Source organism: Bounagaea algeriensis, from assembly GCF_054491375.1.
Genome location: NZ_CM137102.1, coordinates 389,409 through 402,737 on the forward strand (window position 1 = coordinate 389,409; position 13,329 = coordinate 402,737).

The following is a 13,329-nucleotide window of genomic DNA, read 5'->3' on the forward strand; positions in this document are numbered from 1 at the left end:
TCCCGAGGCCGCCGGGTGTGATGTGCGCCATGGCGAGGTGCTCCGCGGCGCGGGGCCGCAGGGCGTCGGCGACCGGTCGTCGCGTCGCGCGGGGCGGTTTCCGGGATCACGCGGATCGGTTAACGTCTGGGCTGTAACGGGCGTCACAGGACGTGCGTCCGGTTTTTCACGGTCGGCAACTGCGAGGGAGCGTCGATGAGCGAACCAGGCGGGACCGGCGCGCGGTTCAGCCCGGAGATCGGGGAGACCTTCGAACCGACGCGGGTGTCGCGACGAGCCTGGATCGGACGGTTCCTCGGTCCCGTGCTGGCGATCGCCGCGTACTTCCTGCTGCCCACCGGCCCCGACGGGCTCAGCGGCGACGCACGCGGAGTGGCCGCGCTGGCCGTGCTCATGGCCGTGTGGTGGATGACCGAAGCGATGCCGCTGGCGGCGACCGCGCTGCTGCCCATCGCGCTGCTGCCGCCGCTGGCCGGCATGGACGTCGAGGACGCGACCTCGCCGTACGCCAGCGACACGATCTTCCTGTTCATGGGCGGGTTCATGCTCGCCCTGGCGATGCAGCGCTGGGGGCTGCACCGGCGGATCGCGCTGCGCACCGTGCTGGCGGTGGGAACGAAGCCGAACCGGGTGATCGCCGGGTTCATGATCGCCACCGCGTTCCTGTCCATGTGGATCAGCAACACCGCCACCGCCGTGATGATGCTGCCGATCGGCCTGTCCGTGCTCCGGCTCGTCTTCGAACGCGTCGAAGGGGAGTCCGAAGCCCGCTTCGACCCGACCGATCCGGGCGCCGGCCGGTTCGCCACCGCGCTGATGCTCGCGATCGCCTACGCCACGAGCATGGGGTCGTTGGCCACGCTGATCGGCACGCCGCCGAACCTGTTCATGGCGGGCTTCCTGTCCGACAACTACGGCATCGACATCGGCTTCGGCCAGTGGATGCTGTTCGGACTGCCGCTGTCGGTGGTGCTGCTCCTGCTCGGGTGGCTGCTGCTCACCCGGGTGCTGTACCCGACGTCGCTGCGCGAGATCCCCGGCGGGCGGGAGCTGTTCCGCGAACAACTGCACGCCATGGGGCCGATGGGGCGCGGTGAGCGGACCGTGCTCATCGTCTTCATCTGCACCGCGCTGCTGTGGATCACGCGGGAGCCGCTGGACGCGCTGCTGCCGTGGCTGAACATCTCGGACGCGGGCATCGGCATCGCCGCGGCCGTCGTGCTGTTCCTGCTGCCCGTCGACCCGCGGTCCGGTGTGTTCCTCCTGGACTGGTCGTCGACGGCGCACCTGCCGTGGGGCGTGCTGCTGCTGTTCGGCGGCGGACTGTCGCTGTCCGGCGGGATCTCCGACAGCGGGTTGGACTCGTTCATCGGCGACACGGTGGGCGCGCTCGGCGGCGTGCCCACCGTGGTCCTCGTCGCGGTCGCCGTGGTGGCCGTGCTCGTGCTCACGGAGATGACCAGCAACACCGCCACCGCGGCCACGTTCCTGCCGATCCTGGCGGGAGTGGCGCTGGGGCTCGCACTGGATCCGCTGCTGCTGGTCGTCCCGGCCGCGCTCGCGGCGAGCTGCGCGTTCATGCTGCCGGTGGCGACCCCGCCGAACGCGATCGTCTTCGGCTCCGGCTACGTGACCATCCCGCAGATGGTCAGAACCGGTGTGTGGCTGAACGTGGCCGCGATCGTGCTGATCCCGGTCGTGGTCTACACGCTCGGACTGGCCGTGCTCGGCATCGCGTTGTGAACGCGTCGTGCGGCCCGGTTGATTGTGTGCCTCGGTTGGCGTGCGGCTCGTTCGGCAGGACCTCAGGCGCGCCCCTCGCCTCCGGGGTGCTCGACATCGGGCAGCCACTCCGCTCGAGCCCGGCGCGGCCTGCCGCAGTCCGCGCCGGTTCCCACGCAGCCACCTGAGCTCGTCCGCCACGGGCCCCGCCGGTGGTGCAGTTCCGCTGCAGCATCGATCGGAGGAGCGAAGCGACGACTCCCCTCCGGGGGCCGCGTGGACCGGTAAGGCTGTGATCCCCCTGGTCCCGGTCAACGAGCACCGAGGGGCTGCCGGAGCTCAACGCATGTGGGCACGCGTCGACCAGGACCAAGAGGAAGGTAGGACTTGCAGAGGAGCCAGCCCATCGCCGGAGTCCTCCGGTACGCCGGAGTTGTGTCTTCGGAGTTCTACCCGCGGACGGTGTTACGCGCCCGCAGCGCCGGGGTTACCACTGAGACCGCGATGGAGGGCGTGATCAGTGGATCTCGCGTGCGCAGCCCTCACGGACGATCAGCGGGGATGCTCCGATAACCGATGTGTGCGCACGCTCCAGCTTCATCCGCTCTGACCGGGATGCGCGGCGCTGTGAACGTCGGCCAGGACTCGACCCTGCCCGCGGCCTGCCTGGGACGGCCGTGGAGGGAGCGTGCTTCCGGGTGCTACGCTGACCCTGCTATTTTCATCCGTGACAAGATCGAATGTAGCACGGTTCGCCCCCTCGGCTCAGCCGGGGGGCGTTCTCGTTTCTCGGGCCACTGCACGGGTTTCGCGTTTCCCTGGCCACAGGACACGCTGGGCATCCCTGTGGCCAGGAACGATACTGTGGAGCGCTCTGATTTCCCCTGGGATTTCCCGAGATTCACCACCCGGCCCCCATGTAGTCGAGAGCAGCCCTGATCGACCGTCTCTGTGGATCTCAGCGAGTGCCCTATACCCCACACCCGCTGCTCTGCCCGAGTGATCACGCGGGTTTGAGTAGAAACCCGCACCCGAACTCGTAGCTTGTTCGATACGGTGCGTTCCCGGTGGTGATCAACGGGCTGTGGGGAGGCTCCGTGAGCGTGCGGGTTGATCCGGCGACCTTGTCGGCGCTTACCGGTGGCATCGAACGGTCCACGAGCGAGCTCGGGCAGGCGCAACCGCCCGCGTCGCCGGACCTCGGGCCGTCGAGTGCGGCGGCGGATGCCACGGTGGCCGATCTGCTGCGGGGCACCGCCGGCTACGTCGAGACCCTGCACAACGGGGCCTCCGACCTGGATGTCAACAAGGCCGACTACGCCTCGACCGACGACAGCAACGCCGGACTCTTCCACAACCTGGGGCAGTGACAACCGATGACGCTGAACACCTTCGTGGCCGGTAGTCCCGGCCAGGCGCGCGAGTTCGCCCAGGGGCTGCGCAAGCTCGGCGGAGGCACCGAGTCCGCCGTCTCCGGAGCTACAGTGTCAGGCTGGCTGTTTCTTGGCTTGGGGATTCTTGTTTGGGTGCTGTGCATCCCGCTGACAGGGATCGCCCTGTATGACCTCGTTGTCGGAAACATGACCGGCGTGTCTTCGCTTGAGTCCGGTATCGCCACAACCGGTGCCATCGTGTACGGCCTTGTCGGTGCTGCCGGGTTCGCGTTCATCGCTCAATCCGAACACCGCTCGATGCGAGTCGCGTTGCCGCTCTACGTAGTTCTGCTGATCCTTGCAGTTGCTGTGGCGGTCGGACTTCATGTTCTTGTCGGCGACGCGGGGTGAGACGAGATAACGCTCTTGCCTCCGACCGGTCGAAGCAATTGATCCTGGTGTAGGTATGTCGTCGGTGGAATGTGAAGCCGACGAGGAGTGTCCGGGTGGGCAACGCAACACGGAGGATCACAATGACGACCGGCAACGACACCGGTTCCCCTGTCGCGCTCAAGCCGTTGCGCATCGTCGGTAGCGTCGTTGGCGGAGTCATCATGGCGTACAGCCTCGGCGGCTGGTTCCCCTACCTCGGCGCCACCTTCGAGGGGTGGAAGCCCGGGACGGCTGACCAGGGCATCGTCACAGCTCTCTTCTCGCTCTGGATCCTGCCGTGGATGGTGGGCCTCGTCATCGTTCTCGCCTCCACGATCGGATGGATGCGGCGCACACGTCAGATTCTGATCGGCTCGACCCTGGCCATGGCCATCATGTCCGGAATCTCAGCCATCGTCGGTGCCCAATAACGAGATACCCCGCCCTCAAACGCGGGAGTCCATGGCACGCATCATGACCGGAGAAGGGAACGCCCGATGACGACGGAAGCTCGACGGACAGCCCAAATGCTGGGGTCGGTCTTTGCCGTCCCGTGCGCCTTCCTGGGAATCCTCGGTTGGATCTACCTCGTGGCGGGCCTGTACAACTCAGGGCTGCCCGGCAGCACAGACGGCGTGGGCTTCCCGTTCTTCCTGCTCGGCGTAGCGGGTTGGCTGTTCTGGATGCTGGCCGTGGGCATCGTCGCCGCTGCCTTCGGCGTCCGCACGAAGATCGCGAAAGTCGGTTTCGTCATCACCGGCGCCATGCTCGTCGTTGCCGTCGCGACTGCGACCGCGGGATCGCTGTAGCCCTCGGCGCGAGACGTCCCGGAGCGCCGACCACCGTAGACCGGCAAACCCGTGACCAGGGGAACTGGCCAGCCACCGGCTCAAGGCTGCGTTCAGTTCGTCGCCGTCCGCCCGGTCCAACACTCGCTGGGTCGTGGCCGTGCGCCGGACTGGACGAGGAGACGACATCTGCGATATCCTTGATATCAGGAGGTGAGGATCATGTCTGACATCCTCGTTCGCGATGTTGCCGAGGTGACGGTGACCGAGATCGACCGACGGGCCGTCGAGCAGGGCCTGTCCCGGGCCGAATATCTCCGGCGTCATCTGGATGCTGAGTATCGCCCCGCATCCGCGTCTGCGGTCACCGCCACCGATTGGCGACGGTTCCACGACGCGACCCTGGACCTCGATGCCCCGGATGTGATGGCCGAGGCTTGGTCATGACCGCAGGCTCGTGGCTGGTCGACAAATCCGCACTCGCCCGGCTCAGATCGGCAACCGACCACGACGAGTGGGACCGGCGGATCGAACGCGGCTTGGTGCGCCTGGCCACCGTGACCCTGCTCGAGGTCGGCTACTCGGCACGCTCGGCCGAGGACCACACCGCCGCCGTGTCCGCCCCGCCGATCGCGCTCATGCCCGTGGAGTACCTGACCCCGGCGGCCGAGAACCGCGCCGTCGAGGTGCAACGTCTGCTGGCCGCGCGCGGACAGCACCGCGCACCCTCCGTGCCCGACCTGGTGATCGCCGCTCTCGCCGAACGGGCACACCTGACCGTGCTCCACGCCGACAAGGACTTCGAACTGATCGCCGAGATCACCGGCCAACCCACTGAACGCCTGACGTAAGCCAGAGCCACGAACCTCGGCACACTGCGACGCCGCCCTTCCTGTCCACGCAGACAGGAGCCCAGTCCGGGGGAGTGCTGAGGTTCATCCCGGCTACCCTCAATCACCCGCCCTCAATAGAGGAAACGGTCCAACAACGTCCTCCTACGCCCGTTTGCGGTAGGCGTACATGGCCAGGGGCAGGAACACCACCACGATGCCGAGCATCCACACCGCGGTCGCGCCGAGCGGGCCGACGACGGGGCCGCCGAGCATGAGGCCGCGGGCCGTGTCGGCCAGCTGCGTGACCGGGTTGACCTCCACCCACGCCTGCAGCCATCCGGGCATGGTTTCGGCGGGCACGAACACGTTGCTGGCCATGGTCAGCGGGAACATGAACGCCATGGCCACGCCCGGCAGCGCCTGCTGGCTGCGGATCAGCATCCCCAGGAACACGGTGATCCAGCACATGGCCAGTGCGAAGGCGATGACCACGACTACGGCGCCGAGCGTGGCCAGCAGTCCAGTCTGCACGCGGAAGCCCATGAGGCTGGCCACGGCGAACAGCACCGCGATGGACAGCAGATAGCGGAAGATGTCGCCGAAGACCGCCCCGACCAGCGGGGCGCTGCGCGCGATGGGCAGGCTGCGGAAGCGGTCGAACACGCCCTTGCTGATGTCGGTGTTCAGCTGCATGCCCGTGCCGAGGCTGGCGAAGACCATGTTCATCGCCAGCACCCCGGGCAGGGTCTGCTGCAGGTAGGCACCCGTGTCCCCGGATATCGCACCGCCGAAGAGGTACACGAACATCACGAGGAACAGGATCGGCTGGATCGTGACGTCGACGAGCGCTTCCGGGGACTTGCGGATCTTCAGGATGCTCCGCCACGACAGCGTGAACCCGTGCCGCAGCCCGCGGAGGAAGCCGATCCGGCGCGTGGACGGCACGTGCTCGGCCGCGGTGCGGGGCTCGGCTCGTAAAGTGCTGGTCATAGGAACTCTTTCGGCTTGTCCGTCACTCGAGCCTGGTCGGCCTCCCGCGTCGGATCCGCTTCAGGCCCGTCAGCGGGGTGTTCGTCGGTGGTCGGCTTGCCGGTGATCGACAGGAACACGTCGTCCAAACTGGGCAGTCGCAGCGCCAGTTCGCTCGCGGTGATCCCCTGGTCGTCGAGCCGCCGCACCACAGTGGACAGCACGGAGGAGTCGTCGACGCGCACCGTCAGCAGTCCGGTCTCCTCGTGCGCGGTCGGCTCGGCGCGCACCGACTCCACGAGAATCCGCCGCACGCGCGGCATGTCGGCCGGGTCGGCGGGACGCACCTGCAGCGTCTGCCCACCGACGCGCTGCTTGAGCTCCGGCGCGCGCCCGTCGGCGACGACGGACCCGTGGTCGATCACGCTGATGCGGTCGGCCAGCTGGTCCGCCTCCTCCAGGTACTGCGTCGTCAGCAGCACCGTGACCCCGTCGGCGGTCAGCCCGCGCACGAGATCCCACACCTGGTTGCGGCTGCGCGGGTCCAGGCCCGTGGTCGGCTCGTCCAGGAACAGCACGGCCGGCCGAGCCACGAGGCTCGCCGCCAGGTCCAGGCGGCGCCGCATGCCGCCCGAGTACGTCTTGAGCGCGCGGTTGCCCGCCTCGGCCAGCCCGAACCGGTCGAGCAGCTCACGGGCACGGCTTCGCGCGTCCCGCCGCCGCATCTCCAGCAGGCGCCCCAGCAGCATCAGGTTCTCGTAACCGGTGAGCTCCTCGTCGACCGAGGCGTACTGGCCGGTGAGCCCGATGCGCGCGCGCACGGCGAACGGCTGCCGCGCCACGTCGAAACCAGCGACCGCAGCGGAACCCCCGCTGGCCTGCAGCAGCGTCGTCAGGATGCGCACCGCGGTGGTCTTGCCCGCGCCGTTCGGACCGAGCACCCCGTGGATCGTGCCCGCGGGGACCTCCAGGTCCACACCTGACAGCGCGGTGTGCGCGCCGAAGCGCTTGCTCAGGCCTCGGGCGCGAATCGCGTAGTCCATGCCCCTCTCCTCGCCGTGCGTCGCGGGGCGGTCGCCCAGCCGTCGAGTATCCACGGCGCCGCCGATGAACGCCCGTGAATTTTCGGATTCGACGTCCGAAGCGCCGCCCCGGGCCGGCCGCCTTCGAGCCGGGTGCGTGATCGATCCCGGCCGCGTTCGACCCGGATGTGTCCGACCCGGCTGTGTTCGACCTCGCTGCGTTCGACCCGGTTGGGAGGGAGTGCGTCGACGGCGTCGTGCGAACCGGGTGGTAGGGAGGTGGCATGCGAGCAACGCCGCGCAGCGGCGGGAGGATCACCAGCGCGGTGCTGTGGGCGTGCGCCGCGGCCCTGCTGGTGTGGCTGGCCGTGCCCCGCCTCGGGTGGGACGTGGCGAGCCGCTGGCTGGTCGCCGCGACCGCGCTGACCCAGTACGCGGTGCCGCTCGGCGCGGTGCTGCTGATCGCGGCGCTGCTGCTGCGGCGGTGGACGTGCACCGCGGCCCTCGGCGTGATCACCGCGCTGCTGCTGGCCGCGGTCGCACCGCGCGCCGTGCCCGACGGCGCGGGCGGGGCCGGATCCGACGGCCCCGGGCGCGACGGTGCGGTGGCCGAGTCCGGCGACGAGCTGCGGGTGCTGACCATCAACGCCTTCTTCGGCCGCGCGGAAGCCGAGCGGATCGTGCACGCGGTGCGCAACAACGACGTCGACGTGCTCATGGTGCAGGAACTCACCCCGCAGCTGGCGGGTCGACTGGACCGCGCGGGGCTACGCTCGACGCTTCCGCACCGCGTGTGGCACCCGGCTGCGCACGGCGAAGGTTCCGGCATCGCCGCGCGGTTCCCGCTGCGCGAGCGGGACCTCGTCGGCGCGACGACGATGGCGCACCCGGCCGCGCGGATGCGGATGCCCGGTGGGGCGGCGGTGGATCTCGTGTCGGTGCACACGCTCTATCCGATGGGGGCGCACACGGTGCAGCGGTGGGAGCGCGACCTCGGCGCGCTGCCGCCGCCGGCGCGCGGGGCGGTGCCGCGGGTCCTCGCCGGGGACTTCAACGCGACGCTGGACCACACGCCGCTGCGCGAACTGCTCGGGCGCGGCTACCGCGACGCCGGTGCCGCCACCGGCCGCGGTCTGGTGCCGACCTGGCCGGTGGGGCGGGCGGCGCCGCCGGTGACGATCGACCACGTGCTCACCAGCGGGCCGATCAGCGCGTCCGACTACCGCGCGCAGCGCATCGCCGGTTCGGACCACCGGGCGTTGCTGGTCGAGCTGTCCTTGGCCGCCGGCGCCGGGCCCGCAGCTCCGCGTCGCTCGGGCGACGGCTGAACGGGCTCAGCTCTCGGCGTCCGCCCCCGGCCCGGAAGTGAGCACGACCTCGAACTCGAGCAGCGAGGAACCGCTCGCCACCGGATCCTGCTGCTCACCGGCGTGGGCCTGCTTCATCGGCCCGTTGAGCCACTGCTGGAAGTGCTCCTCCGACTCCCACTTGGTGTAGACGAAGTACCGGTTCTCGCCCTTGGTGGGGCGCAGGAGCTCGAAACCGAGGAAACCGGGAGCGTTGTCCACGGCGCCGTGCCGCTGGCCGAAGCGCTTCTCCAGCTCGGCCTCGGAGCCCTCGGGAACCTCGATCGCGTTGATCTTGACCACTGCCATGCCCCCAGGCTACGCGCCCGCGGCGGCACCTGCGCCGCCTAGATGTGATGTCCGGGGACGTTGTTCAGTCGGGTGACTGCGAGCTTCCTCGTGTCGGCGCGCCAGCACCGAAGGGCCGCACCAGCCGAACCCGCTGCGGGAGGTTCCGCTACGAAAGCCCCCGTGCAAAACGACCCGACAATGTCCTCCTACTAGAGCTCGATCTGCGGGTGCAGCCGCCCCATGCTCCACATCCGCTGCCGCAGCATGGTCAGCATCGTCAGCCCGAGGAAGACCACGAGCACGCAGCCGAGCACGACGAGATCGCGCACCAGGTGTTCGGCGAGCCCACCGGAGATCGTCACGCGCAGACCGTCCACGAGGTAGGTCATCGGCAGGTACGGGTGGATCGCCTGGAACGGCGCCGGGGTGGTCTCCATCGGGTACAAGCCCCCGGAAGCCGTCAACTGCAGGATGAGCAGCACCAGCGACAGCAGTTTGCCGACCGCGCCGAACGCCGTGCGCAGGAAGTGGTCGATGGCGACGAACGCCAGCGCCGCCAGGCTCACCAGACCGATCGTCCACCCCGCGTGCACCGGGGCCAGCCCGAGCCCGAAGTCCACCACGGTGTAGAGCACGAGCCCGCCGAGCACGCCCAGCGCCCCCGCGGGCAGGAAACCGCCCAGCGCCAGCGAGAACACCGAGGCACGCCCGGCCAGCGCGCGCTCGTTGAACGGTTTCAGCACCAGGTAGGCGAACAGGCCGAACACCCACAGCGCGATGCCGAAGAAGAACGGTGCGAGCCCGCGCCCGTACACGTGCGCCGGGTTCAGGTTCTGCTCCTCGATGGTGGTCGGCGAGCCCAGCACGTCCGCCGCACGGGCCACTTGCGAGGGGTCCGTCGGCGGGATGCGTTCGAGGCTGTCGGTGACCAGCCGGTGCAGCTGCTGCGCGCTGCCGCTCATCTGCTGGGCCCCGGTGTGCAGCGTCCGCCCCTGCGACTGCAGGGTCTGCAGGCCGCTGACGATGCCGGGCATGCCGCCGGCGAGCTGCGACGTGCCGGTCGTCATCGTGTCCACGGGCACGCGCACGGAGCGGACCTGCGCCTGCAGCTGGCTCATCCCGTTCTGCATGGCCACGGCGCGCTCGTTGGCCTCCCGCGCGCTCCGCAGTCCCTGCGCGGCCTGCTCGTCGGCGCGCGTCGCGGCCGCGGCGGCTTCGCGCGCGCGGTCGAGCGCCGCGGTGTAGGTCTCGTCGGTGCGCAGGTCGGGATGGCGCTGTCCGAGGCGTTCCAGCGCGTCCGCGGACTGCTGCGCACGTGGCTGCACCGCTCCCGTCGCCTGCTTGACCGCCGCCATGCCGCCGGCCGCGGTGTCGGTGGTGCGCACCAACGCGTCCACCGCGCGGGGCAGTTCCTCGGCGGCCGTGTCGGTCAGCTCGGTCACCTGCTGGTCCAGCTGCTGGCTCGCTTGCGCCAGGGTGCTGATCCCGTCGGAGAGCCGCCCGGTGCCCTCCACGACGTCGCCGAGCCCGTTGCTGAGGTCGTTCGTGCCCTGCTCGGCCAGGTCCGTGCCGTCGACGAGCCCGCGCGTGGCTTCGGACGCGGTGTTGAGCCGGTCGCGGATGCGGTCGAGCTCGCCGTACAGCGCCCGCGCGTAGCTGGTGTGCGCGGCGGCGTTGACCTGCTGCTGCAGCTGCGAGCGGACCGTGTCGGCCATGATCCCGGCGATGTAGCCGTTCGCGTCGTTCTTGGTGATGCGCAGTTGCGCCCGCTGCGGTTCGGGTTCGCCGGCGGTGGCGAGCTTCGCGCTGAAATCGCGCGGCACGGAGATCGTGAAGTAGTACGTGCCGTCGCGCAGGCCCCGCTCCGCCCGGTCGGCGTCGGTGAAGTGCCAGTCGAACGTGTCGCTGATCTTGAGCTGCCGCACGAACTGCTCGCCCGCGTCGATGACCTGGCCGCGGTACTCGACCGGGTGGTCGTTGTTGACCACCGCGACCGGGATCCGGTCCAACCGCCCGTACGGGTCCCAGTTCGACCACAGGTACAGCGCGCCGTACAGCAGCGGCACGAGGACGAGCACCACGGGGACGAGCCACCGCAGCGGTCCCCGGAACCGGAGCAGTTCCAGCCAGGCGAGTCGCAGCGCTTTCATCGGCGGTCCTCGACGGTCGGCAGCTCCCGGGTGTCGTCGCGGTCGTGCCGCTGCCCCTCCGGGGCGGGAGCGCGTTCGTGCACCCCGCCGGGGCCGAACACGTCGGCCGGCGGGGGCAGGCGGAGCACGTCCACCGGTGTGGCGGGCGGGTCGGTGGCCGCGGCCACGACCGTCATGCCGGTGCGGGTCAGCGTGTGCAGCGCGCCCCACACCCGGGCCCGCTGCCCGAGCGGAAGTCCTGCTTCGACGTCGTCGAGGACGAGCCCGGCGGGCCGCCGCGACGAGCACAGCGCGAGCGCCAGCAGCGTGCGCTCCACCGCGGGCAGCTCGCGGATCAGCGCACGCGGGGTGAGCTCGAGCCCCACCAGTTCGCAGGCCTGGTCGAGGTCCTCGGACCGGATCCGGTTGACCGAGCGTTGTTCGGCCACCGCCTCGCGGACGCGGTGGTTCGGCTCCAGCTCGAACCCGGGCGAGGCGCGCGCCGGCAGCACCAGCCGACGCACCGCGCGCGCTCCGGAGGGCAGGAGCTTGCCGGCGACCTCCAAGTGGCCGGCGATGAGCCGCATCCGCCCGCACAGCGCGAGCAGCAGCGCGGTGCGGCCGGTGCCGCCCGCGCCGGTGATCACGGTGAGTTCGCCGGGCTGGACCTGCAGGTCGACGTTGGCGAACACGATGCCTTCCGGTCCTTTCGCGGTGAGCCCGCGTCCGAGGGCGGCGACGCCGTCGATCTCCATGGAGTTCCTCCCCGCGGCACCTGTGCGCTCCGCCGTCCGCCTACCGCGCTGCGGATGCGCTGCGGACGCGGTGCGGCGCGCGGTCCGGGCGGAGGTGGCGGTGCCGGGCGGAGGCGGCAGCCGCCGGGCGCTCCGGGCGGCAGCGTTCCACAGTGGAGTATCGGTGGCGCCGCGCGCGGCGGGCGGGAACCGGTACCGGCGCGCTGCCGAAGGAACCCGAAAGGATGAGGGCGGGGCTCGGAGGCGTCCCGGTCGCGGTGCGGACGACTACGCGGACGCCGAAGGATCCCGCAGCGACTCGTACCGCCCGGTGCGCGTGTCCACCACGGCGACGTCGCTGATGTGCGCGCGCACCGGATCCACCGGGTGCAGCGCGGCGAAGCCGGTGGCCAGCTGCTCGCTCGTCAGCCCGCGGGCGAGCGTGCAGTGCGGGATCCACGCGCCCGGCAGGTAGTGCGCCGAGGGCCCGCGCACTCGCCCGGCGAGCACGTCGTGCACCGCCGAGTGCAGCGCGAGCACCTCGGTGTCCACCACCGCCGCCAGCAGCAGCACGTTGTCCGGGTCCGGGAACGTGCCCAGCGTGTACAGCCACAGCTGCGGCACCGCGAGCACGGAGAGCTCCGAGCGCAGCGCGCGCCGCGCGGCCGCGGGGATCGAACCGGCCACGGCCAGCGTCACGTGCGGACGCCCGCCGGGCGTGGGAACGCCCGCCCGCACCAGGCTTTCCCGCAGCGAGCGGACCGACTCCGCTGCGGCCTCGTCGAGCAGCAGCTCCAGCGCGTCGGCCATCGCCTCGTCAGTGCTCGCCGGGCAGGGCGAAGCGGCCGTCGTCGGTCTGCTCCACCAGACCGTCCACGAGCAGCGAGTGCAGGCAGCGGTCCCGCTGCCCGGACTCGGACCACGCGGCGTCCAGGGCACCGCGCTGCACCGGGCCGGAGGCGCCGCGCAGCACGTCGAGCAGCTTGCCGCGCACCTGCCGGTCCGTGCCGGCGAACTTCTGCGCCTTCTTCGGCGGACCCGCGTACTCCGGTTTGCCCGCGCGCAGCCACGCGCAGCCGTGCGCGATCGGGCAGCGCTCGCACTCCGGCGAGCGGGCGGTGCACACGGTCTGGCCCAGCTCCATCAGCGCCGCCGACATCCGCGCCGCCGTGCGGTCGTCCTGCGGCAGCAGGGCGTCCACATCGTCCAGATCGCGCTTGCTCGCCGAGGGCGCCGCATCGCCTTCGCCGTGCACGGCACGGGCGACGACGCGGCGCACGTTCGTGTCCACCACCGGTGCGCGGCGGCCGTGGGCGAACGCGGCCACGGCCCGCGCCGTGTACGTGCCGATGCCGGGCAGGGCCAGCAGCGCGTCCACATCGGCGGGCACCGCATCGCCGTGCTCGGCGGCGATCCGCCCCGCCGCCTCGTGCAGGCGCTGCGCGCGGCGCGGGTAACCGAGCTTGCCCCAGGCGCGCAGCACTTCGCCCGGGCTCTCCGCGGCCAGGTCGGAGGGCTTGGGCCAGCGCCGCATCCACTCCTGCCAGATCGGCAGCACCCGGTTGACCGGGGTCTGCTGCAGCATGGTCTCGCTGACCAGCACGCCCCAGCCGGTCACACCGGGCGCGCGCCACGGCAGGTGGCGGGCGTTGCGCTCGAACCAGTCGATGAGCTCGGCCGGTTCGAACGT

The 13,329-nt window shown here is 70.7% G+C and carries 15 protein-coding genes; 8 read left to right on the plus strand and 7 right to left on the minus strand.

Annotated features, from left to right (window positions below):
- Window positions 1–195: 195 nt before the first annotated feature.
- The 7 genes from ACVGV2_RS01745 to ACVGV2_RS01775 all read left to right on the plus strand — a co-directional run bounded on the left by ACVGV2_RS01745 (window position 196) and on the right by ACVGV2_RS01775 (window position 5,166).
- Window positions 196–1,743, plus strand: a complete 1,548-nt coding sequence (locus tag ACVGV2_RS01745; RefSeq protein WP_459164292.1) for an SLC13 family permease — start codon at window positions 196–198, stop codon at window positions 1,741–1,743.
- Between the two features lie 1,076 nt (window positions 1,744–2,819).
- A complete protein-coding gene (locus ACVGV2_RS01750; protein WP_459164293.1) occupies window positions 2,820–3,092 on the plus strand; it encodes a hypothetical protein in 273 nt (90 codons plus the stop codon).
- Between the two features lie 6 nt (window positions 3,093–3,098).
- Complete coding sequence (locus tag ACVGV2_RS01755) at window positions 3,099–3,506, plus strand: hypothetical protein (protein ID WP_459164294.1); 408 nt, start codon at window positions 3,099–3,101, stop codon at window positions 3,504–3,506.
- 122 nt (window positions 3,507–3,628) lie between these two features.
- On the plus strand, window positions 3,629–3,958 hold the full coding sequence (locus ACVGV2_RS01760) for a hypothetical protein (protein ID WP_459164295.1): 330 nt from the start codon (window positions 3,629–3,631) through the stop codon (window positions 3,956–3,958).
- Window positions 3,959–4,024: 66 nt separating this feature from the next.
- A complete protein-coding gene (locus ACVGV2_RS01765; RefSeq protein WP_459164296.1) occupies window positions 4,025–4,336 on the plus strand; it encodes a hypothetical protein in 312 nt (103 codons plus the stop codon).
- Between the two features lie 201 nt (window positions 4,337–4,537).
- Complete coding sequence (vapB, locus tag ACVGV2_RS01770; protein WP_459164297.1) at window positions 4,538–4,762, plus strand: type II toxin-antitoxin system VapB family antitoxin; 225 nt, start codon at window positions 4,538–4,540, stop codon at window positions 4,760–4,762.
- On the plus strand, window positions 4,759–5,166 hold the full coding sequence (locus ACVGV2_RS01775; protein WP_459164298.1) for a PIN domain-containing protein: 408 nt from the start codon (window positions 4,759–4,761) through the stop codon (window positions 5,164–5,166). Before vapB ends, ACVGV2_RS01775 begins: the two co-directional genes overlap by 4 nt.
- A 144-nt stretch (window positions 5,167–5,310) precedes the next feature.
- Here the strand turns inward: ACVGV2_RS01775 and ACVGV2_RS01780 are convergent, their stop codons facing one another.
- Together ACVGV2_RS01780 and ACVGV2_RS01785 are read right to left on the minus strand one after the other, a co-directional pair.
- Complete coding sequence (locus ACVGV2_RS01780) at window positions 5,311–6,138, minus strand: ABC transporter permease (RefSeq protein WP_459164299.1); 828 nt, start codon at window positions 6,136–6,138, stop codon at window positions 5,311–5,313.
- Window positions 6,135–7,160: an ATP-binding cassette domain-containing protein gene (locus tag ACVGV2_RS01785; protein WP_459164300.1), complete on the minus strand. Its 1,026-nt coding sequence runs from the start codon at window positions 7,158–7,160 to the stop codon at window positions 6,135–6,137. Before ACVGV2_RS01785 ends, ACVGV2_RS01780 begins: the two co-directional genes overlap by 4 nt.
- 263 nt (window positions 7,161–7,423) lie before the next feature.
- On the opposite strand from ACVGV2_RS01785, the gene ACVGV2_RS01790 reads away from it, so the two are divergent.
- Window positions 7,424–8,467, plus strand: coding sequence for an endonuclease/exonuclease/phosphatase family protein (locus ACVGV2_RS01790; protein ID WP_459164301.1), 1,044 nt, complete (start codon window positions 7,424–7,426; stop codon window positions 8,465–8,467).
- 6 nt (window positions 8,468–8,473) lie between these two features.
- Here the strand turns inward: ACVGV2_RS01790 and ACVGV2_RS01795 are convergent, their stop codons facing one another.
- From ACVGV2_RS01795 to ACVGV2_RS01815, 5 genes are all read right to left on the minus strand, one after another.
- Window positions 8,474–8,794 carry an antibiotic biosynthesis monooxygenase family protein gene (locus ACVGV2_RS01795; RefSeq protein WP_459164302.1) on the minus strand — a complete coding sequence of 107 codons (321 nt, stop codon included), beginning with the start codon at window positions 8,792–8,794 and terminating at the stop codon, window positions 8,474–8,476.
- 191 nt (window positions 8,795–8,985) lie between these two features.
- Window positions 8,986–10,926: a YhgE/Pip family protein gene (locus tag ACVGV2_RS01800; protein ID WP_459164303.1), complete on the minus strand. Its 1,941-nt coding sequence runs from the start codon at window positions 10,924–10,926 to the stop codon at window positions 8,986–8,988.
- Entirely contained in the window at window positions 10,923–11,660 is a 738-nt protein-coding gene (locus ACVGV2_RS01805) for an ATP-binding cassette domain-containing protein (RefSeq protein WP_459164304.1), read from the minus strand. The genes ACVGV2_RS01800 and ACVGV2_RS01805 overlap by 4 nt, the downstream gene beginning before the upstream one ends.
- A 267-nt stretch (window positions 11,661–11,927) precedes the next feature.
- Window positions 11,928–12,449, minus strand: a complete 522-nt coding sequence (locus tag ACVGV2_RS01810; protein WP_459164305.1) for a 2'-5' RNA ligase family protein — start codon at window positions 12,447–12,449, stop codon at window positions 11,928–11,930.
- Between the two features lie 7 nt (window positions 12,450–12,456).
- Entirely contained in the window at window positions 12,457–13,308 is an 852-nt protein-coding gene (locus ACVGV2_RS01815) for an HhH-GPD family protein (RefSeq protein ID WP_459165834.1), read from the minus strand.
- Window positions 13,309–13,329 lie beyond the last annotated feature (21 nt).

Bases quoted from the DNA above. Each gene is read 5' to 3' on its own strand.
- ACVGV2_RS01745 (WP_459164292.1), top strand. From the start codon at position 196: ATGAGCGAACCAGGCGGGACCGGCGCGCGGTTCAGCCCGGAGATCGGG.
- ACVGV2_RS01755 (WP_459164294.1), top strand. From the start codon at position 3,099: ATGACGCTGAACACCTTCGTGGCCGGTAGTCCCGGCCAGGCGCGCGAG.
- ACVGV2_RS01760 (WP_459164295.1), top strand. From the start codon at position 3,629: ATGACGACCGGCAACGACACCGGTTCCCCTGTCGCGCTCAAGCCGTTG.
- ACVGV2_RS01765 (WP_459164296.1), top strand. From the start codon at position 4,025: ATGACGACGGAAGCTCGACGGACAGCCCAAATGCTGGGGTCGGTCTTT.
- vapB (WP_459164297.1), top strand. From the start codon at position 4,538: ATGTCTGACATCCTCGTTCGCGATGTTGCCGAGGTGACGGTGACCGAG.
- ACVGV2_RS01775 (WP_459164298.1), top strand. From the start codon at position 4,759: ATGACCGCAGGCTCGTGGCTGGTCGACAAATCCGCACTCGCCCGGCTC.
- ACVGV2_RS01780 (WP_459164299.1), bottom strand. From the start codon at position 6,138: ATGACCAGCACTTTACGAGCCGAGCCCCGCACCGCGGCCGAGCACGTG.
- ACVGV2_RS01785 (WP_459164300.1), bottom strand. From the start codon at position 7,160: ATGGACTACGCGATTCGCGCCCGAGGCCTGAGCAAGCGCTTCGGCGCG.
- ACVGV2_RS01790 (WP_459164301.1), top strand. From the start codon at position 7,424: ATGCGAGCAACGCCGCGCAGCGGCGGGAGGATCACCAGCGCGGTGCTG.
- ACVGV2_RS01795 (WP_459164302.1), bottom strand. From the start codon at position 8,794: ATGGCAGTGGTCAAGATCAACGCGATCGAGGTTCCCGAGGGCTCCGAG.
- ACVGV2_RS01800 (WP_459164303.1), bottom strand. From the start codon at position 10,926: ATGAAAGCGCTGCGACTCGCCTGGCTGGAACTGCTCCGGTTCCGGGGA.
- ACVGV2_RS01805 (WP_459164304.1), bottom strand. From the start codon at position 11,660: ATGGAGATCGACGGCGTCGCCGCCCTCGGACGCGGGCTCACCGCGAAA.
- ACVGV2_RS01810 (WP_459164305.1), bottom strand. From the start codon at position 12,449: ATGGCCGACGCGCTGGAGCTGCTGCTCGACGAGGCCGCAGCGGAGTCG.